The following is an 18,501-nucleotide window of genomic DNA, read 5'->3' on the forward strand; positions in this document are numbered from 1 at the left end:
AAGGCGCGAATAACGATGACAAGAACCCTTCGCCTGCTGGCCATTTTCTTGTCGCTGACATGCGCGAGCGCGTTCGCTTACGCGCAGCAGGACGCCTACACGCTCAACGAACGCCTGCTTTCCGCCGCGCGCGAAGGCGATCAGGCCGCCGTCACACGCCTGCTCGATGAAGGCGCGGCGATCGATTCACGCAATCGCATCGGCGACACGCCGCTCATCAGCGCGTGCAAGAAAGGTCTGACGCCGATGGCTCGGATGTTGATCGAGCGTGGCGCGAACGTGAGCCAGGCGGACGTGCAGGGCATCACGCCGCTGATGGCCTCGGCTTTCGACGGCAACGACGAAATCGCCGCGCTGCTGATCGCGCATCACGCGGATTTCGCCGCGACCGATCGCGTCGGCAAGACGGCGATCGAGTATGCGGCGGGGCAAGGGCGCACGGCCATCGTGCAGCGCCTGCTCGATGCGGGCGTCGATGTGAACGCGGCGTATCGCAATCATCTGACCGCGCTGATGTGGGCGGCGGGCTACGACCGCGAAGAGACCGCGTCGATGCTGCTCGCGCGCGGCGCGAAACGCGATCTGCGCGACGATCGCGGCATGACGGCGAAGGACATCGCCGAGCAGACGCATTCGATGCGCGTCGCGGAGTTGCTGTCGAAAGGCTGAAGTCTGCCGCTCACGCTCTCAGGATTCGTTGTCCCAAGCGTTGTGCGCCGCTATCGGGAAAGAGCGTCGCGGCGGCGCGTTGCGGATCGATGCCGAAGGTCTCGCCCGCCGCGCTCGCGATCACGGCATCGAGCCCGATCGTCGGCTTCAGATCGCGCGCCTCGTAAAGCGACGCATTCGACAGCCCCGGCCAGTCCGCGAGCACACGGCCGCCCGACACCGCGCCGCCGACGATCATCGCCGCCGTCGCTGTCCCGTGATCCGTACCGCCCGTGCCGTTCGCCGCCGCCGTGCGTCCGAACTCGGTCGCGACCAGCACCGTCGTGGCCGGCCAGTGTTCGCCCAGGCCGTCGCGCAGCGCGCCGAGCATCGTGTCGAGCGCCTTCAATTGCGCGGCGAGGCGCGGGTTCTGCGCGCTGTGCGTGTCCCAGCCGGCGGTTTCGATCATCGCGATGCGCGGACCGTCGGGCTTCGCGAGAAAGGTCGCCGCGAGCTTGCCGAGACTCGCCGGGTCCTGACGCGCGCCCGCATCCGCGGCGAGGCCGCGCGCCTCCATCGCGGCATCCCAGAGCGGGTGGAGTTGCGCATCGGCGGCATAGAGTTGCGACACGCGCCCGATGAGATCGTCGGGCGCCTGCGGCAATGACGACGGCGCGTAAGACGTCACTTCCGCGCCGCCACGAAGCGCGAGCGGCACGGTCGGCGCGAACGCGACGGCGTCGGCGCGCGGTGACGGCAGCATCGAAAGAAGCCGGTTCATCCAGCCGTCCTTCAGTCGATACGGCGCGTTGCCGCCCGATTCGAGCACGTTCTGGCCGTCGAAGTGCGAGCGCTCGCGATACGGCGACGCCACCGCGTGCACGAACAGCGCTTCCTTGCCGGTGTACATCCGCGCGACCTGCCTGAGCGAGGGATGCAGCGCGAACGTGCCGTCGAGCTTCGTCGCGGCCGATGCATCGATCGCGAGCGGGCCGCGCAACGTCGCGTAATCAGGATCGCCATACGGCACGACGATGTTCAGCCCGTCCGCCGCCCCGCGCTGAATCACGAAGACGAAGCGGCGGTCGGTTTCGGCGGATGCGAAAACGAGTTGCGGCGCGACGAGCATCGCACCGGCGCTCGCGCCCGCGCACCATAAGAATCGGCGACGCGTCAGCATGGGTTCATCTCCTCAGGAAATCGGGCGACACGAGCAGGAGCGCGAGCGCGGTCGGCGCGCTTTCCGCGCGGGCGACGGCGCTCGCGGTCGCGTCGGACAGCGAGCCCGCGAGCAGTTGCGGACCGAGCGCTCGGGCGTCGAGCGTGTCGCCCGCGCGTTGACCGAAGCGGGCCGCGAAACGCTGCGCAAGCTCGACGCGGCGCACGAGCGCATCGGGCGCGGCCCAGCTCGCGGCGACATCGTCGTAACCGGCGGGCGAGCCGGGACGCCAGACTTGCTGGCCGAGTTGCGTGAGAAGCGGCGCGGCGTGCATGCCTTGCAGATCGGTGCGGCCCAACCCGCGCAGCGACGACACTGTCCAGTCCCACGGCGTCTTGAACTTCGCGGGCGCGCGCGGCCATGCTTCGGGCGCGTCGATTAGCGCGCGATACACCGAAGGCAGATCGCCGTCCGTATCGCTGAAAACGTCCGCGAGCCGGTCGACGAGCGCGGGCGGCGGGCTATCCGCGACGAAGTGGCGCGCGAGCTTTTCGGCGACGTGATGCGCCGTCGCGCGCGCGCTCGCCAGATCGTGCAGCACGGCGAGCGGCTGCGCTTCGCCCGATTGCGCGTATTGCCTGCCCATCACGGTGCGTGCGCCTGGCTCGTGCAGACGCGCACGAAACACGAACGCGCCGGGCGGCGCCGGATCGGCGGGATTGCTGGAATTCTGCGCGGCGTTCGCCGTCATCGCGCCGAGACTCCAGCCGGTGAGCGCGCGGGCGAATTCGGTGACGTCCGCCTGTGTGTAGCTGCTGCGCACGCCGAGCGTATGCAGTTCCATGATCTCGCGCGCGAGGTTTTCGTTGAGGCCGCGCTGGTTGCCGGGATTCTTCGCCGCGGCGCGCATGGCCGCGGGACTGTCCGGGCCGACCGAACGCGCCTGATCCAGAAAGATCTGCATTGCCGGATGCCGCTCGGCCGCGACCAGCATGTCCTCGAAGCGCCCGAGCACGTGCGGACGGATTGCCTCGTTTTCGAAGGAACCCGCCAGCATCGCGACGGGCGGCTTTTCGATCGATACGGCGAAGTGGTTCGCCCAGAAATGCACGAGGCGTTCGATGAACGGCGTGCTCGTCGTGAGCGCGCTCATCACGCGCGCATCGACGGCATTGCGGTAGATATCGCGGATCTGCTCGCCGTATTGCTTGCGCACGGCGGGCTTGTCGGCGTCGCTCGCGTCGCGCAGCGCGCGCTGGCGTTCCGCGATTTGCGCGCCGAGCGCGGCGCTCGACGGCTGGCCGCTCAACGCGGGCGGCATCGGTTGATACGCGCGCTTGCGTGAATCGGTTTGCTCGATGAGCCAGCCGCGCGGATCGGCGGGCAGCGGCTCGTCCGGACGCGCGCCGAGCCCGAAGCGATTCACCGCGATGGCGGCAGGCGAGAGTGACGGCGCGATGGCCATGTCAGGCTCCGAAGTGCTCGATGCGGGTTAAACGCGCGTGCGCGGGAAATCCGTCGCGCCGTGTCGTGTCACGGCTGCGGCCGCTCTTCGGGCGCAACGGCGCGCAGCGGACCGTAACGCTCCATCGCGCCGACGAGCTTCACGCGTTCTTCCGGCGAAAGCGTCGAGGCGAAATCCGCGACCGTGCCTTCGACGCGCGCACGCAACGCGACATCGGCTTCGCGCGTGCGTGTGAGGGCGTCGTCGAGCGCCTTGCGATCGAAATCGCGCGCCGCCAGGATATGCGCGAGATCGATGCGTCCGTCGCGCGCGTCGCGAATCAGCGGCAGGCTTTCGCGCCGGGTCTTGCGCAACGCGTCGCGCAGTTCGCGCTGGCGCTCGGCGGAGAGATCGGCGGCGGCGAAGCGGATGCCGCGTTGCTGCGCCGCCTCCGTGCGCTGATGCGCGAACAGTCGATACGCGCCGCCCGCGATCGATCCGATCAGAAACACATTCAGCACGAGCGACACCGCCGCGAGCGTCTTCAGCGTGCGTGGACTCATTGATCGCTCCAGTCGGTTGGGGCGCCGCCGAAGGCCGTGCCCGAATAAGATTGCTCGAACCAGCCGCCGTGCGCGTTCTCGCCCGGCGCGGGTGCGGATGCGGGCGCGAGCAGCGACACGAGGAGCGCGCCCGCCACGACGCCCGCCGCGCCCGCGCCGACGAAGCCCACGCCCGAGAACCAGACGCGCGGGCGTTGCCAGATGGCGCGCGCGGGCCGCGTCGGCGCCGAATCGACGATGCGCCGCGCGAGTTCCACGCCCGGCGCGGCGACGGCGTGCGCGTCGAGCAGGCCGTCGAGCGCGCGGGCGTCGGCGAGCGCGGCGAGCGCCTCGGCGTTGCCTGCGTTCACGAGCGCGAGCGCGGCGTCGCGTTCGTCGGCGGGCCAGCGCGCGGGCGACGCGCCGTAAGCCTCGGCGATGTGGCGGAATCGTTCGGGTGTCATCGATGTTCCTTCGGTGCGTCGAGCGCGGCTCTGAGATTGCGGCGCGCGCGGGCGAGCAGGCTTTCGAGCGCTTCAACGCTCACGCCCATCAAGGCCGCCGCTTGCGCGTTCGGCAACTCCTGGTAGTACTGCAAGACGAGCGCTTCGCGCTGGCGCGCGGGCAGCGTCGCGAGCGCCTTCTGCATGCGCTCGTTTGCGTGAGTCGTATCGAGACGCTCATCGGGAAGCGGCGCGAGATCGGCTTGCTCCGGCATCTCGTCGGACATCGTCGTCTCACGATGACGGCGCAGGCGGTCATAACACAGATTGAGCGTCACGCGATGCAGCCACGTATCGAAGCGTGCCTCGCCGCGCCGCCATTTCGGTGCGATTTTCCAGATGCGCAGAAACGCTTCCTGAGCCACGTCGTCGGCCTCGTCACGATCGCCGAGCAAGCGCGCCGCGAGCGCGACGATGCGCGGGAGCTTTCTCGCGACGATCTCGCGGACGGCCCCCGGTTCCCGATTGCCGACGCGGGCAATGAGCGCGGTATCCGGATCTTCTTCTTCGTTCAATGTGATGTCGGGTCTCGTTGCGCATGTCGGACTGCCCGGGCGACGGGCGGGTTGCCGCTTTCGTCCGCATCCTCAGTAAACGACGACCGGCCCGCGATAGTAGACCGGATGCGCCGGATACACGACGCACCCGGCGAGCGTCGCGGCAACGAGCGCCGCGGCGAGCAATGCCTTCAGCATGATGGGCCACTCCGGTTCCGTTGCGGCGCGGCGCACGGGGGGCGCGCGTTTCACGCCCAGTGTCCGTCGATCCAGCGCCAGTTCGGCCCGTGTTGCACCCAATGGCCCGGAATCCAGCGATACCCCGCGCGCACCGGCCGCCAGTGGCCCGGCGCCCAGACATAGCCGCCGTGGGCAAAGCGCCAGTGGCCCGGGTCCCACGCGTAGCCCGCGCGCGTGGGCGGCAGCGGCTCGACGCGCGGCGGCGGCGGCGCGGACGGCGCGACGATGATCGCCTGCGCGTTAGCCGGACCGCTGTGCAGGGCGGCGAACGAAACCGCGACGGCCGGCGCGAGCACGGCGGCCGAAAGCGCCGCGCGCAGCGGCGAACGTGTTTTTCTCATGATGGGTTCCGTCGATTCGAGGTTGCGACGAGAACTTGAACGGAGCGGCGGGCGCGTTTCCGTCGCTGCGGCGACGCGCAATTTGTAACGAGGTTTTACGCGATACCGTCAGGCGAACGCGTCGATGCCGTCGACAAGGCGTTTCGCCAGGCGCGGTTGCCGCAATTGCTCGATCCACCATTGCAGCGCGCGGCCTTCGTGATCGCCGCGCCAACCTACATACAACACGTTCGGCTCGCGCGGATCGGCGGTTTCCTTCTCGACGAGTTCGCCGCGCGCGAAGAGCGTCTCCACGCGATGCCGCGGCACCCAGCCCGTGCCGAGCCCTTGCCGCTGCGCGAGGATTTTCGCGCGCATTGTCGGGACGGCGAACGCGGCCTGACCGCCGAGCACGCCATAGGCACGGCCCGCCGAACGCGACGAATCCGCGACGACGACCGCCCGATGCGCGGCGATCTGCTCGCGCTTCAACGCGCCGCTCACGCTCGCGAGCGGATGACGCGGCGACACGGCGAACGCCCATTGCATCACGCCGAGTTCGAACCAGCGCAGACCGGGAATCGCGGGCGGCTCGTTCGTGGCGCCGACGATGAGATCGGCGCGGCCGTCGCGCAACGCTTCCCACGTGCCGCTCAGCACTTCGTGCGTGATGCGCAGCGCGACGCCGGAATCGAGCGCATCGAACGCCTGCACGACCGGCAGCAACGTCTCGAATTCGAGGATTTCGTCGCAGACGAGCCACAGCCGGTCTTCCCAGCCGCTTGCGATCTGCTTCACGCGCTGCGCGAGCCGCGAGACGTCGAGCATCAGGCGCGCGGCTTCGTCGGCGAGAAGATGCCCGGCGGGCGTCAGTTGCAGACGGTAACGACGCCGGTCGAAGAGCAGCGCATCGAAGCGCGTTTCCAGTTGCCGCGCGGCATGCGACACGGTGGACGGCGCCTTGCCGAGCCGCGCCGCCGCGCGCGACAGGCTGCCGGTTTCACGAATCGCATCGAGCAGCGAGAGTTCTTCCTCTGACAACATGTTCGGCTCCATCGAACGAGTTCATCGTCCGGATCGTACGGCAAAAGCGGCGCGCCGGTCCAACATTGGGTCATCGAGCAAACCGAACCTTCGATGGAGCTGAACGATGAAAACCTTCCTGCATGCGATCCGCCGCGCCGCCGGCGTGCTTCTCGCCGCCGCCGCGCTGCATCCGTCCGCGTATGCCGCGAACGCGCCGCGCCCGCCGCAACCGGCCGCCGCCGCGAGCGCGATCCAGTCCCGCACGATCGATGCGAACGGTGTCGAACTGCACTATCTGCAAGCGGGACACGGCGACGCGACGCCTGTCGTGCTGCTGCACGGATACACGGAAACGAGCCGCATGTGGCAACCGCTGATGACGCGTCTCGCGGGCGAGGGCGTGGTGATCGCGCCGGATCTGCCGGGCGCGGGCGGCTCGGCGATGCCCGCTTCCGGCTACGACAAGAAAACGCTCGCGCAAGACATCCACGCGATGGTGAGCGCGCTCGGCTTTCGCCGTGTGAAGCTCGTCGGGCACGACATCGGCTTGATGGTCGCGTATGCGTACGCCGCGCAATATCCCGACGAAGTCGAGAGCATCGTGCTGATGGACGCGTTTCTGCCCGGCGTCGGCGACTGGCAAAAGGTCTGGCTCTTGCGCGACAAATGGCACTTCAACTTCTATGGCGACACGCCGGAAAAGCTCGTGCGCGGCCGCGAGCGCGTCTTCTTCGAGCACTTCTGGAACGACTTCGCCGCCGATCCCGCGCGTTCGGTGAGCGAAGCCGATCGCCGTTACTATTCAGCGCAATACGCGCGCAACGGCCGCATGCGCGCGGGCTTCGAATACTTTCACGCGTTCCCGCAAGACGCGGACGATTTCGCCGCGTTCGCGAAAACGCCGCTTCCGATGCCGATGCTCGTTCTCACCGGCGAGCGCGCGTCGGGCACGTTCCTGATCGATCAGGCGAAGCTCGTCGCGACGAACGTGCAGGGCGTGGTCGTGCCGGGCGCGGGCCACTGGCTGATGGAAGAAGCGCCGGATGCGACGATGGCGCAACTCGTGCGCTTCATCGACGCGCCTTCATCGAACTGACATGTATGTGAGGATGCCGTGGCGCGTGTCTTGCGCCGCGGCATCCAGGGAGAATCGAAATGGGACTTCTCGTCGACGGAAAATGGCAGGACAAGTGGTACGACACGTCGGCCACGGGCGGGCGCTTCGTGCGCAAGGACGCGGCGTTTCGCAACTGGGTGACGCCGGACGGCGATAGCGGTTTCAAGGCCGAGGCGGGGCGCTATCACCTGTACGTGAGTCTTGCGTGCCCGTGGGCGCATCGCGCGCTCATCATGCGCGCGCTGAAGGGCCTGGAAGCGATGATCGACGTCTCGGTCGTGAACTGGCTGATGCTCGAACACGGCTGGACTTTCCACGACGGCCCCGGCGTCGTGCCCGACACGATCAACGGCGCGCGCTATCTGCATCAGGTCTACACCGCCGCCGACCCGCATTACTCCGGCCGCGTGACCGTGCCGATTCTCTGGGACAAACAGCGCGGGACGATCGTCAACAACGAGTCGTCGGAAATCATCCGCATGCTGAATTCGGCGTTCGACGGCATCGGCGCGAAGCCGGGCGATTACTACCCGCGCGAGTTGCGCGAAGAGATCGACGTGCTCAACGCGCGCATCTACGACACGGTCAACAATGGCGTCTACAAGGCGGGCTTCGCGACCACGCAAGCCGCCTACGAGGAAGCGGTGATGCCGCTCTTCGAGTCGCTCGACTTCCTCGAAGAGCGTCTGCGCACGCACCGCTATCTCGCAGGCGACCGATTTACCGAAGCCGACATTCGTCTCTTCACGACGCTCGTGCGCTTCGACGCGGTGTATGCCGGTCACTTCAAGTGCAACCTGCGGCGCATCGCGGACTATCCGAGTCTGTCGAAGTTCGTGCGCGACATTTACCGGATGCCGGGCGTCGCCGCGACGGTGAACTTCGAGCACATCAAGCGGCACTACTACGAGAGTCATCGGACGATCAATCCGACGGGCGTCGTGCCCGCCGGACCGCTGCTCGATTTCGCCGCGGCCTAGTCGTACCGATACACGCCGCGCTTCGTCTTGCGTCCGAGACGTCCCGCCGAGACGAGCTCGCGCAGGAGCGGGCATGCGCGGTACTTCGAATCGCCGAAGTCCTTGAGGAACACGTCCATCACGGAGAGGCACACGTCGAGGCCGATCAGGTCCGCGAGCGCGAGCGGGCCGATCGGATGATTCGCGCCGAGCTTCATGCCCGCGTCGATTTCCTCCGCGCTCGCAACGCCTTCGTACAGCACATAGAACGCTTCGTTGATCATCGGCACGAGAATGCGGTTGACGACGAAGCCCGGCGAGTTGCGCACGCCGATCGGCGATTTGCCGAGCTTCTCGGTGAGTTCGCGCACGGCCGACGCGGTTTCGTCGCTCGTCTGCACGCCGCGAATCACTTCGACGAGTTGCAGCAGCGGCACCGGATTGAAGAAGTGCATGCCGATGAAGCGCTCGGGCGTGGCGAGCGTCGCGGCGAGCGAGGTAATGGAGATCGACGACGTGTTCGACGCGATGATCGCATCGGCGCGCGCGGCGCCCTCGATCTGCTTCAAGATGCGGTTCTTGAGTTCGGCGTTCTCGGTCGCGGCTTCGATGACGATGTCGGCTTGCGCGAGACGCCCATAATCGGTCGATGTTTCGATGCGCGTCAACGCCGCATCGCGCGTCGATGCTTCCAGCTTGTCCTTCGACACGAGCCGGTCGAGGCTGCCCGTGAGCGTGGCGATGCCCTTCGCGAGCGCCGCGTCGGTGACGTCGATCAGCACGACCTTGAAGCCCGCAACGGCCGCGATCTGCGCGATGCCGTTGCCCATGGTTCCCGCGCCGACGATGCCGACGGTCTGAATCTTCATGCTTTTGCTCCTCTTGATCTGCGCCGGCGCGTGAGGCCGGCAAACCGGAAATGGTCGAAAGCGCGCAAGGCGCGTCCAGGCATCGATTCTAACCAGCGGAAAAGGCCGTGGCGTTACCCGAAAGCTGTCAAATCCTTCGGGACGATGCCGTTTGCATGGCAGAAGGCGGCGTAACGGTCCCAGCCGCTTTTCCAGCTTTCAGCGGCGAGCACCTGCCCGTCGTCGTTCACGAACAGCAGTTCGCCCTGAATGATATTGAGCGTGACGATGTCCGCGCCCCCCGAATCCGGTGGCAGCGCCTCGGGCGTGTGGCTCGAACCCGCCGTCTCGTACACGACGCTTCCCGGCTCCGCGATCCAGTCGTGCTCGCGGTATTTCCAGCGCCCTTGAACCGTATAGACGATCACGGTTCCCGTATGCCGATGGCGCGGCATCTGGCCTTTCGCGGGCGCCTTCATGAGCGCGATGACCTCGCCGCGAACCGGATCGAGCTTGAAATACTTGACGAGCACGCGCTCGCTATACGGCGTGAACGGGACCCACGGCAGGTCGGCGTCGTTGAGGCAGGTGGTCTGGATCTGTTCGAACAACATGGTGTCGGCTCCTTGCATTCAGCAGTGCATTGTAGGCAGCGCCGCGCGTGTCGAACATTAGCCGAATGGCCGACCCCGTCTTCCGAGCCGGATCGCGCGCTATCTGCTATCGTCCACGCCATGCCGACAATCATCACAATTTCGAATCTGTCCAAGACTTACGGGTCGGGCTTTCGCGCGCTCCGGGACGTGAACCTGGAAATACGTCGTGGCGAGATTTTTGCGCTGCTCGGCCCGAACGGGGCAGGCAAGACCACGCTCATCAGCACCGTGTGCGGCATCGCGAATCCGAGCGAAGGAAAAGTGACCGTCGCCGGTCACGATATCCTCACGGACTATCGCGCCGCGCGCGCCATGATCGGCCTCGTTCCGCAGGAACTTACCACCGACGCCTTCGAGACCGTCTGGGCGACCGTGTCGTTCAGCCGTGGTCTTTTCGGCCGGCCGAAGAATCCGGCTTATGTCGAGAAGGTGCTGAAATCGCTCTCGCTCTGGGCGAAGAAAGACAACAAGATCATGACGCTCTCGGGCGGCATGAAGCGGCGCGTGCTGATCGCGAAGGCGCTTGCGCACGAGCCCGAAATTCTCTTTCTCGACGAACCCACCGCGGGCGTCGACGTCGAACTGCGCCGCGACATGTGGAACCTCGTGCGCGAGCTGCAGAGCAACGGCGTAACCATCATTCTGACGACGCACTACATCGAGGAAGCGGAGGAGATGGCGGATCGCATCGGCGTGATCAATCGTGGAGAGATCGTGCTGGTCGAGGAAAAGCGCGAGTTGATGCGCAAGCTCGGGCAGAAGAAGCTCACGCTGCAACTTGAGCATCCGCTCGTGGAAATGCCGGCGCAGCTTAAGCCTTACGGCCTTGCGCGTTCGGCGGACGGCGGCGAGCTCACGTACACGTATGACGCGCACGACGAGCCGGGCCGCATCATCGCGCTGCTGCGTCACGTCGACGAAGCCGGCGTGCGTTTCAAGGATCTGCAAACGACGCAAAGCTCGCTTGAAGACATTTTCGTGAGCCTCGTCAGGGAAGCCAAATGAATCTTTATGCTGTTCGCGCGATCTACCGTTTCGAGATGGCTCGCGCCGGGCGCACGCTGATGCAGAGCATCGTGTCGCCCGTCATTTCCACGTCGCTTTACTTCGTCGTGTTCGGCGCGGCCATTGGCTCGCGCATTCCGGAAGTCGATGGCATCAGCTACGGCGCGTTCATCGTGCCGGGCCTCGTGATGTTGTCGCTGCTCACGCAAAGCATCGCCAATGCGTCGTTCGGCATCTATTTTCCGAAGTTCACGGGCACCATATACGAATTGCTGTCCGCGCCGGTATCGTACTTCGAGCTGGTCGTGAGCTACGTGGGCGCGGCGGCGACCAAATCCGTCGTCCTCGGCCTGATCATTCTTCTGACCGCAAGAATATTCGTGCCGCTCAGAATCGATCACCCGTTCTGGATGATCGTATTCCTGCTGCTCACGTCGGTAACGTTCAGCCTGCTCGGGTTCATTATCGGCATCTGGGCGGACGGCTTCGAGAAGCTGCAGATCATTCCGCTTCTGATCGTCACGCCGCTCACGTTTCTCGGCGGCAGTTTCTATTCGATCAACATCCTGCCGCCGTTCTGGAAAACCGTCGCGTTGTTCAATCCGGTCGTCTATCTGATCAGCGGCTTCCGGTGGAGTTTTTACGGGCTCGCCGATGTAGAGGTCGGCGTGAGTTTCGGCATGACGCTGGTGTTTCTCGCGGTATTCATCGCGATCGTCGCGTGGATCTTCAAGACCGGATACCGGTTCAAATCGTAGCGCGGCGCCGGCGGTTCGGATAAGCGCATGAGGGCGTTCATCGTATGAAGATCATGAGGCGCACGAAGCGCAACTTTTTCGGCGCGATGGCGACCGCCTTCGCAGGCGGCGGGGCTGCCTCGGCGCCCGCCAGATCGTACGAAATCGATCACGGCAGTGCCGGCTGGCGACGCCGTCTGTCCTCGGAGCAATTCCGCGTGCTCAGGCGCGGCGGCACGGAGCCGCCGTTCGCGAGTCCGCTGCTCAAGGAACGCCGCGAAGGCACCTACGCGTGCGCGGGATGCGGGCTCGCGCTGTTCTCGTCGGCAACTAAATTCGACAGCGGCACCGGCTGGCCGAGCTTCTGGAAGCCGGTCGACGGCGCGGTCGCCATGCACGCGGACGCGACCGGCCACATGCGCAACGAAGTCCATTGCCGGCGCTGCGGCGGACATCTCGGTCATGTCTTCGACGACGGCCCGAAGCCCACCGGCCTGCGCTATTGCATGAACGGCGCGGCGCTCGAATTCCTGCACGACGAAGCCTGACATCGCGCACTCATTCACCTTCTCTCAGGCTCTCCCATGAACGCACCCGAACTCAAGCTCGATGCCGCCAAGACCGCGCTCGTGCTGATCGATTTGCAGGCGGGAATCGCCGCCTTGCCCGTGCAGCCTCACGCCGCCGCGAGCGTGCTTGCCAATGCGCGTGCGCTCGCCGATCGCTTTCGCGCGCTCGGTGGGCCTGTCGTGCTCGTCAAGGTCGCGTTTCCGAACGGTCCCGGCGGTCTGCGTCCGATCACCGACGCGGGGCAGGCCCAGGAAGCCCCCGAGCCGGCGCGCTGGAGCGACTTGTGCGCGGAACTGGGCGTGCAGGCGTCGGATATCGTCGTCGTCAAGCGGCAGTGGGGCGCGTTCTACGACACGGATCTCGACTCGCAACTGCGCCGGCGCGGCATCGGCACGATCGTGCTGGGCGGCATCGCGACGGCCATCGGCGTCGATTCGACCGCGCGCGGGGCGCACGAGCGCGCCTATCAGCAGGTTTTCGTGGAAGACGCCATGAGCGATCTCAACGCCGACACGCACGAATCGACCTGTCGCTACATCTTCCCGCGTATCGGGCGCATTCGTTCGACGCAGCAGGTGCTGGCGGCGCTGGCATAGCGGCGCGCGTCGCCTATCCTGTAGCGTACGTCCGATATCGACGGACGCGAGAGGTGAGGCGATGTCGGCCATTCCGAAAGTAGCGATCGCGTGTCAGGGCGGCGGCAGCCATGCGGCGTTCGCCGCCGGCGTGCTCGACCGGCTGTTGAGCGGCGAATTCGTCAACCGCTTCGAACTCGTCGGGTTGTCCGGAACGTCGGGCGGCGCGATGTGCAGCGCGCTCGTCTGGGGCGGACTGCTGCTCGGCGGCCCGCCCGACGCCAGGCGGCGCCTCGCCGGATTCTGGAAGGATCTGGAGGCGCGCGAAGGGCCGGATATCGTGGCCAACGCGGTCGGCACGTGGTACGCGCGCTTGCCCATCAACGCGGAGATCAGTCCTTATCTCTATCCGCCGTTGGCCGAAGAGCGCCTGCGAGAACTGCTCGACAAGCATCTGCCGTTCGCGGCGCTGCCGGCGGACCCGCAGCGGCGTGCGCAGCCCACGCTGCTCGTCGGCGCGACGGACGTTCGCACGGGCGATCGCGTGATCTTTCCCGGCGACAGGCTCGATCAGGATCAACTGGTTGCATCGGCTGCGGTGCCGCCGCTGTATCGCGCGGTCGCGGCCGATGGGCGCATGTGCTGGGACGGCCTCTTCAGCAGCAATCCGCCAGTGCGCGAGTTCACCGACTTCGCGCTCGATCTGCGGCCCGACGAAATCTGGGTCGTGCAGATCAATCCGCAGTATCGACGTGAGTTGCCCGAATCGATGAGCGAGATCATCGATCGTCGCAACGAGCTTTCCGGCAATCTCGCGCTCGGGCAGGAGCTTTATTTCACGACGCGCGTGAACGAATTGCTGGCGGCGGACGCGTCGCTCGCGAAGCGCTACAAGCCGATCAAGGTTCGCGTCGTGCAGATGCATCTCGACGCGAAGGATTATCCCGGGCCGCTCGACTATGCATCCAAGCTCGATCGCAATCCGGCGCTGATCCATGCGTTGATCCGCAAGGGCCGCGAGCGCGCGGAATGGTTTTTCGATGCCCGCTCTGACTGGCCGAGGGAAGGCACGGCTCCGCACAGGAGCGTCTACGCGACGACTCCGGCCGCGATGTCGGCAACCGCGAAGGTCAGCTAACTACTCGTAGCGCGTTTTTTCGAGCGGGCATGCCACGGATTAGGAAAAATCTGGTGGTCTTGGCTTTTACATTCCCGTATTTTTGAGCTTCTCGATGGCGGGGCCCCGCCTGCCAATTCGAGCGCGCCGGTTCATCCCCGTGTTCGGGCGCGGCGCTTATCCCCAAGCGCTGGACGCGCGGCTTCAACTCCGCGCGTCCTTTTTTTTATGCAGACGCCGAAGCAACCAGTCGAACCAGCGTGATCTCGGAAGGCGCGCCCAGCCGCTTGGGCGGTCCCCAATAACCGGTGCCCCGGCTTGTATAGACCCAGAGCCCGTTGAACTTCACGAGTCCGGCGACGAACGGCTGTTGCAGCCGCACGAAGAAATTCCACGGCAGGAACTGGCCGCCGTGCGTGTGTCCCGAAAGCTGCAGTGTGAAACCCGCTTCGGCGGCGGCCGTGGCGCTGCGCGGCTGGTGCGCGAGCAGCACGCGCACGGTGGCATCGTCGGGTGCGCCGCTGATCGCCTTCGCGGGATCGCTGCGATGCGCCGGATCGAAACTTCCCGCGCTGAAATCCGTCACGCCCGCGACCACGGCCTGAGCGCCATCATGGTTCAGCACCACGTGCTGATTGAGCAACACGGTCAGGCCCAGGCGTCGGAATTCGGCGATCCACTTGTCGGCGCCCGAGTAATACTCGTGATTCCCGGTGACGAGAAACGTGCCGTGCCGCGCGCTGAGCCCCGCGAGCGGGCGCGTGTGGTCGGCCAGATTCGGCACGGTGCCGTCGACGACATCGCCCGTCACGGCAATCAGATCCGGTTTCAGTCCATTCACCGCGGCGACGATACGTTCCACATAGTGACGCTTGATCGTCGGTCCGACGTGGATGTCGCTGATCTGCGCGATGGTGAAGCCGTGAAGCGCGGCCGGCAGATTATCGATGGGCACGTCCACGCTCACGACCGGTGCGCGCCGCCGCGCGTTGTAGAAACCGATCGCGGTAAAGAGCACGGCGAGGAGCGGCACGGCGAGCGCGCTATAGGCGACCAGCACGGGCGAACCGACCGGCACGCCGCGCAGCCAGTCGGCCAGATGCACGAAGAACAGCATCACGTCGCGCGCGAAGGTCAGCAAAAGCAGCGACGAGAAAAGGCCCAGCGCCGTCAGTCCGAACCAGGCAAGGCGATCCGCGAGCGACTGCGGTTCGATCTGCCGGGCCGCCATGCCGAGCGGAATGACGATCACCGAAGCCGCCAGCAACACCGCCGCCAGCACCTTGAGCGGCAGGCCGACGGGCGCGTCCGGAATGAGGCGCATGCCCACATAGATATGAAACAGAACGCCGATGCCGATGAAGCGGAGAAAGAATGCCGAGCGTCGCATAGCGCTCCTGGAGAGATCGGGGAAGCGGCAAGGAGACGGGCGATGAACGCCCGTGCCGGATACGGGGCCGATTCTACCGGTTCGACGCCGGGCACGCCTTTGACGACGCGCGCACAGGAACAATCGCTCGGACACGTCGATCGACGAGACGTCCCGAGAGACAAAAAGCCTCGGCACGCGAGCGCCAAGGCTTTTTCCATTTGGCGTCACCGCTACTCGATCACACCGCCATGCAGAGGTACTTGATGACGACGTAATCGTCGATGCCGTAATGCGAGCCTTCGCGCCCGAGGCCCGATTGCTTCACGCCGCCGAACGGCGCCACTTCGTTTGAAATCAGGCCGGTATTGATGCCGACCATGCCGTATTCGAGCGCTTCAGCCACGCGCCAGATGCGGCCGATGTCGCGGCTATAAAAGTACGCGGCGAGGCCGAATTCGGTGTCGTTGGCGAGGCGCACGACTTCATCGTCGGACGAGAACTTGAAGATCGGCGCGAGCGGGCCGAAGGTCTCTTCCTTCGCCACTTTCATTTCCGGCGTGACGCCGGTCAGCACGGTCGGCTCGAAAAAACCGTGGCCGAGCGCGTGACGCTTGCCGCCCGAAGCGAGCGCGGCGCCTTTCGCGAGCGCATCCGCGATATGCGATTCCACCTTCTGCACGGCCGCTTCGTTGATGAGCGGCCCGAGCGCCACGCCGCTTTCCGTGCCGCGCCCGACCTTGAGCTTGCCCGCGGCCGCCGCCAGTTTTTGCGCGAACGCATCGTAGACGCGCTCGTGCACGTAGAAGCGGTTCGTGCACACGCAGGTCTGTCCGCTGTTGCGATATTTCGATGCAATCGCGCCTTCCACGGCGGCGTCGAGATCGGCGTCGTCGAACACGATGAACGGTGCGTTGCCGCCGAGTTCCAGCGTCACCTTCTTGACCGTCGGCGCGCTTTGCGCCATCAGCAGACGCCCGACCGCCGTCGAGCCGGTAAACGATAGCTTGCGCACGATCGGATTGGCCGTCATTTCTCCGCCGATCGCTTTCGGGTCGCCGGTCAGGATGCTGAGCACGCCTTTCGGCAGGCCCGCGCGCTCCGCGAGCACGGCGAGCGCGAACGCGGAGAAGGGCGTGGCTTCGGCGGGTTTCACAACGATCGGGCAGCCGGCCGCGAGCGCCGGTCCGACCTTGCGCGTGATCATGGCGGCGGGAAAATTCCACGGCGTGATCGCGGCGCAGACGCCGATCGGCTCTTTCGTCACGACGATGCGCTTGTCGGCGGCGGGCGTGGCGAGCGTATCGCCGGCAACGCGCTTGCCTTCCTCCGCGAACCATTCGATGAACGACGCCGCGTAGGTGATTTCGCCCTTGGCTTCGGCGAGCGGCTTGCCTTGCTCGGTCGTGAGGATGAGCGCGAGATCGTCGGCGTTCGCCATCATCAGGTCGAACCAGCGGCGCAGAATGATTGCGCGTTCCTTCGCGGTCTTCTTGCGCCACGCGGGCCAGGCGGCGTTGGCGGCATCGATGGCGCGACGCGTTTCGCTCGTGCCCATCTTCGGCACCGCGCCGAGCGATTCGCCCGTCGCCGGGTTCACGACGTCGAAGGTATCGCCGTTGTCGGCTTGCTGCCATTCACCGTCGATGTAGGCCGCGTGACGCAGCAGCGCCGGGTCCTTTAGTTGGTCCTTCAAGCTCATTTTCCGTGCGTCCTTTCGTGTTGGGTTTTCGATCGATCAGGGCTCGCTCGCGCTTGCGTGAAATCCTGTTTCCGACCAAACGGAAAAGCGAAAAATCAAACCGTGGCCGCGACGGTTTCCGTCAGCACATCTTCGAGAATGCTTACGGCTTCATCGAAAATCTGATCCTGAATGGTGAGCGGAAACAGGAAGCGAACCACGTTCGAATACACGCCACACACGAGCAGCAGCAAGCCACGCTCCAGCGCGCGCGTCTGCACGAGCTTGGCGAAAGCCGCGTCCGCATCGTGCGAACCGGGCTTGCAGAACTCGACCGCGATCATCGCGCCGGGACCGCGCACGTCGGCGATTTGCGGCACGTCGCCCTTGAGCGATTCCAGCTTCGCCTTGAGCTTGTCGCCCAGTTCGGTCGCGCGCTCGCAGAGCTTCTCGTCGTCGATGATGTCGAGCACCGCGTGCGCCGCCGCGACCGCGAGCGGATTGCCCGCATACGTGCCGCCGAGACCGCCGGGCGCGGGCGCGTCCATGATCTCCGCGCGGCCGACGACGCCCGACAGCGGCATGCCGCCCGCGAGCGACTTCGCGATCGTCATCAGATCCGGCGCGACGTCGTAATGCTCCATCGCGAAGAGCTTGCCCGTGCGCGCGAAGCCGGTCTGCACTTCATCGGCGATAAGCAGAATGCCGTGGTCGTCGCAGATCTTGCGCAGGCCGCGCACGAAGTCCGCCGGCGCCGGATTGAAGCCGCCTTCGCCCTGCACCGGTTCGAAGATGATCGCGGCGACGCGCGTCGCTTCGATATCCGCCTTGAAAAGATGCTCGATCGCGCGCAGCGAATCTTCCACCGACACGCCGTGCAGCGGATTCGGGAACGGCGCATGGAACACGTCCGACGGGAACGGCCCGAAGCCGATCTTGTACGGCGCGACCTTGCCGGTGAGCGCCATGCCCATCAGCGTGCGGCCGTGAAAGCCGCCCGTGAACGCGATCACGCCCGGCCGGCCCGTCGCCGCGCGCGCGATCTTCACGGCGTTTTCGACGGCTTCCGCGCCGGTCGTGAAGAACGCGGTTTTCTTCGCGTGCGAGCCGGGCGCGCGCGCGCTGATCTTCTCGGCCAGCGACACGTACGACTCATACGGCACGATCTGATACGCGGTGTGCGTGAAGCAGTCGAGCTGCGCGCGCATCGCCTCGACGATCTTCGGATGACGATGCCCCGTGTTGCACACCGCGATGCCCGCCGCGAAGTCGATGAAGCGGCGGCCTTCGACGTCCCACAGTTCCGCGTTCTCGGCGCGCGCCGCGTAGAAATCGCACATCACGCCGACACCGCGCGGCGTCGCGGCGTTCTTGCGGGCGTGCAGATCGGCGTTCTTCAGATTGGTGCTCACAGGAATCTCCTTCGCGCGAGGCGCGTGTCGGTGGTGGCCGCATCGGCCGACTGAATTTAGAGACGACTATAGTAAG

At 65.9% G+C, this 18,501-nt stretch carries 21 protein-coding genes; 8 read left to right on the top strand and 13 right to left on the bottom strand.

Going from position 1 to position 18,501, the window contains the following annotated elements:
• The first annotated feature begins 15 nt into the window (after positions 1-15).
• Positions 16-669, top strand: coding sequence for an ankyrin repeat domain-containing protein (locus AWB82_RS00380; protein ID WP_086964698.1), 654 nt, complete (start codon positions 16-18; stop codon positions 667-669).
• Between the two features lie 10 nt (positions 670-679).
• On the opposite strand, the gene AWB82_RS00385 is transcribed toward AWB82_RS00380, so the two are convergent.
• The 8 genes from AWB82_RS00385 to AWB82_RS00415 form a co-directional block, all read right to left on the bottom strand.
• Positions 680-1,828: a DUF1501 domain-containing protein gene (locus tag AWB82_RS00385; RefSeq protein WP_086964700.1), complete on the bottom strand. Its 1,149-nt coding sequence runs from the start codon at positions 1,826-1,828 to the stop codon at positions 680-682.
• A gap of 4 nt (positions 1,829-1,832) precedes the next feature.
• Positions 1,833-3,272: a DUF1800 domain-containing protein gene (locus AWB82_RS00390; RefSeq protein WP_086964702.1), complete on the bottom strand. Its 1,440-nt coding sequence runs from the start codon at positions 3,270-3,272 to the stop codon at positions 1,833-1,835.
• A 68-nt stretch (positions 3,273-3,340) separates the two neighbouring features.
• Positions 3,341-3,814: a periplasmic heavy metal sensor gene (locus AWB82_RS00395; RefSeq protein WP_086964704.1), complete on the bottom strand. Its 474-nt coding sequence runs from the start codon at positions 3,812-3,814 to the stop codon at positions 3,341-3,343.
• Positions 3,811-4,257 (bottom strand): hypothetical protein, encoded by a 447-nt coding sequence (locus AWB82_RS00400; RefSeq protein WP_086964705.1) that lies wholly within the window; start codon positions 4,255-4,257, stop codon positions 3,811-3,813. Before AWB82_RS00400 ends, AWB82_RS00395 begins: the two co-directional genes overlap by 4 nt.
• Positions 4,254-4,811 carry an RNA polymerase sigma factor gene (locus AWB82_RS00405; RefSeq protein WP_086964707.1) on the bottom strand — a complete coding sequence of 186 codons (558 nt, stop codon included), beginning with the start codon at positions 4,809-4,811 and terminating at the stop codon, positions 4,254-4,256. Before AWB82_RS00405 ends, AWB82_RS00400 begins: the two co-directional genes overlap by 4 nt.
• A gap of 72 nt (positions 4,812-4,883) precedes the next feature.
• Positions 4,884-5,045, bottom strand: a complete 162-nt coding sequence (locus tag AWB82_RS37535; RefSeq protein ID WP_159462545.1) for a hypothetical protein — start codon at positions 5,043-5,045, stop codon at positions 4,884-4,886.
• The gene (locus tag AWB82_RS00410) at positions 5,042-5,374 is read right to left on the bottom strand and encodes a YXWGXW repeat-containing protein (RefSeq protein WP_086965149.1); all 333 of its coding nucleotides are present in this window, start codon (positions 5,372-5,374) and stop codon (positions 5,042-5,044) included. The genes AWB82_RS37535 and AWB82_RS00410 overlap by 4 nt, the downstream gene beginning before the upstream one ends.
• 108 nt (positions 5,375-5,482) lie before the next feature.
• The gene (locus tag AWB82_RS00415) at positions 5,483-6,397 is read right to left on the bottom strand and encodes a LysR family transcriptional regulator (RefSeq protein ID WP_086965151.1); all 915 of its coding nucleotides are present in this window, start codon (positions 6,395-6,397) and stop codon (positions 5,483-5,485) included.
• 106 nt (positions 6,398-6,503) lie between these two features.
• Between AWB82_RS00415 and AWB82_RS00420 the strand changes: the two genes are divergently transcribed.
• Positions 6,504-7,475, top strand: a complete 972-nt coding sequence (locus AWB82_RS00420) for an alpha/beta fold hydrolase (RefSeq protein WP_086964708.1) — start codon at positions 6,504-6,506, stop codon at positions 7,473-7,475.
• A 59-nt stretch (positions 7,476-7,534) separates the two neighbouring features.
• Positions 7,535-8,476 (top strand): glutathione S-transferase family protein, encoded by a 942-nt coding sequence (locus tag AWB82_RS00425; protein WP_086964710.1) that lies wholly within the window; start codon positions 7,535-7,537, stop codon positions 8,474-8,476.
• On the opposite strand, the gene AWB82_RS00430 is transcribed toward AWB82_RS00425, so the two are convergent.
• Together AWB82_RS00430 and AWB82_RS00435 are read right to left on the bottom strand one after the other, a co-directional pair.
• Entirely contained in the window at positions 8,473-9,324 is an 852-nt protein-coding gene (locus AWB82_RS00430; RefSeq protein WP_086964712.1) for a 3-hydroxybutyryl-CoA dehydrogenase, read from the bottom strand. The two genes, AWB82_RS00425 and AWB82_RS00430, sit on opposite strands and share 4 nt — an antisense overlap.
• 113 nt (positions 9,325-9,437) lie before the next feature.
• A complete protein-coding gene (locus AWB82_RS00435) occupies positions 9,438-9,917 on the bottom strand; it encodes a 2,4'-dihydroxyacetophenone dioxygenase family protein (protein ID WP_086964713.1) in 480 nt (159 codons plus the stop codon).
• Positions 9,918-10,037: 120 nt separating this feature from the next.
• On the opposite strand from AWB82_RS00435, the gene AWB82_RS00440 reads away from it, so the two are divergent.
• The 5 genes from AWB82_RS00440 to AWB82_RS00460 all read left to right on the top strand — a co-directional run bounded on the left by AWB82_RS00440 (position 10,038) and on the right by AWB82_RS00460 (position 13,984).
• Positions 10,038-10,964 (top strand): ABC transporter ATP-binding protein, encoded by a 927-nt coding sequence (locus AWB82_RS00440; RefSeq protein ID WP_086964715.1) that lies wholly within the window; start codon positions 10,038-10,040, stop codon positions 10,962-10,964.
• A complete protein-coding gene (locus AWB82_RS00445; protein WP_086964716.1) occupies positions 10,961-11,722 on the top strand; it encodes an ABC transporter permease in 762 nt (253 codons plus the stop codon). Before AWB82_RS00440 ends, AWB82_RS00445 begins: the two co-directional genes overlap by 4 nt.
• A 44-nt stretch (positions 11,723-11,766) precedes the next feature.
• On the top strand, positions 11,767-12,249 hold the full coding sequence (msrB, locus tag AWB82_RS00450; RefSeq protein ID WP_086964718.1) for a peptide-methionine (R)-S-oxide reductase MsrB: 483 nt from the start codon (positions 11,767-11,769) through the stop codon (positions 12,247-12,249).
• 36 nt (positions 12,250-12,285) lie between these two features.
• Positions 12,286-12,867: a hydrolase gene (locus tag AWB82_RS00455; protein ID WP_086964720.1), complete on the top strand. Its 582-nt coding sequence runs from the start codon at positions 12,286-12,288 to the stop codon at positions 12,865-12,867.
• Between the two features lie 61 nt (positions 12,868-12,928).
• Positions 12,929-13,984: a patatin-like phospholipase family protein gene (locus tag AWB82_RS00460; RefSeq protein WP_086964722.1), complete on the top strand. Its 1,056-nt coding sequence runs from the start codon at positions 12,929-12,931 to the stop codon at positions 13,982-13,984.
• Positions 13,985-14,189: 205 nt separating this feature from the next.
• On the opposite strand, the gene AWB82_RS00465 is transcribed toward AWB82_RS00460, so the two are convergent.
• From AWB82_RS00465 to AWB82_RS00475, 3 genes are all read right to left on the bottom strand, one after another.
• Positions 14,190-15,353: a metallophosphoesterase gene (locus AWB82_RS00465; protein ID WP_086964724.1), complete on the bottom strand. Its 1,164-nt coding sequence runs from the start codon at positions 15,351-15,353 to the stop codon at positions 14,190-14,192.
• Positions 15,354-15,573: 220 nt separating this feature from the next.
• Positions 15,574-17,034, bottom strand: coding sequence for an NAD-dependent succinate-semialdehyde dehydrogenase (locus AWB82_RS00470; RefSeq protein WP_086964726.1), 1,461 nt, complete (start codon positions 17,032-17,034; stop codon positions 15,574-15,576).
• A 95-nt stretch (positions 17,035-17,129) separates the two neighbouring features.
• On the bottom strand, positions 17,130-18,413 hold the full coding sequence (locus AWB82_RS00475; protein ID WP_086965153.1) for a 4-aminobutyrate--2-oxoglutarate transaminase: 1,284 nt from the start codon (positions 18,411-18,413) through the stop codon (positions 17,130-17,132).
• Positions 18,414-18,501: the final 88 nt, after the last annotated feature.

Source organism: Caballeronia glebae (assembly GCF_001545035.1).
GTDB classification, from domain to species: Bacteria; Pseudomonadota; Gammaproteobacteria; order Burkholderiales; family Burkholderiaceae; genus Caballeronia; species Caballeronia glebae.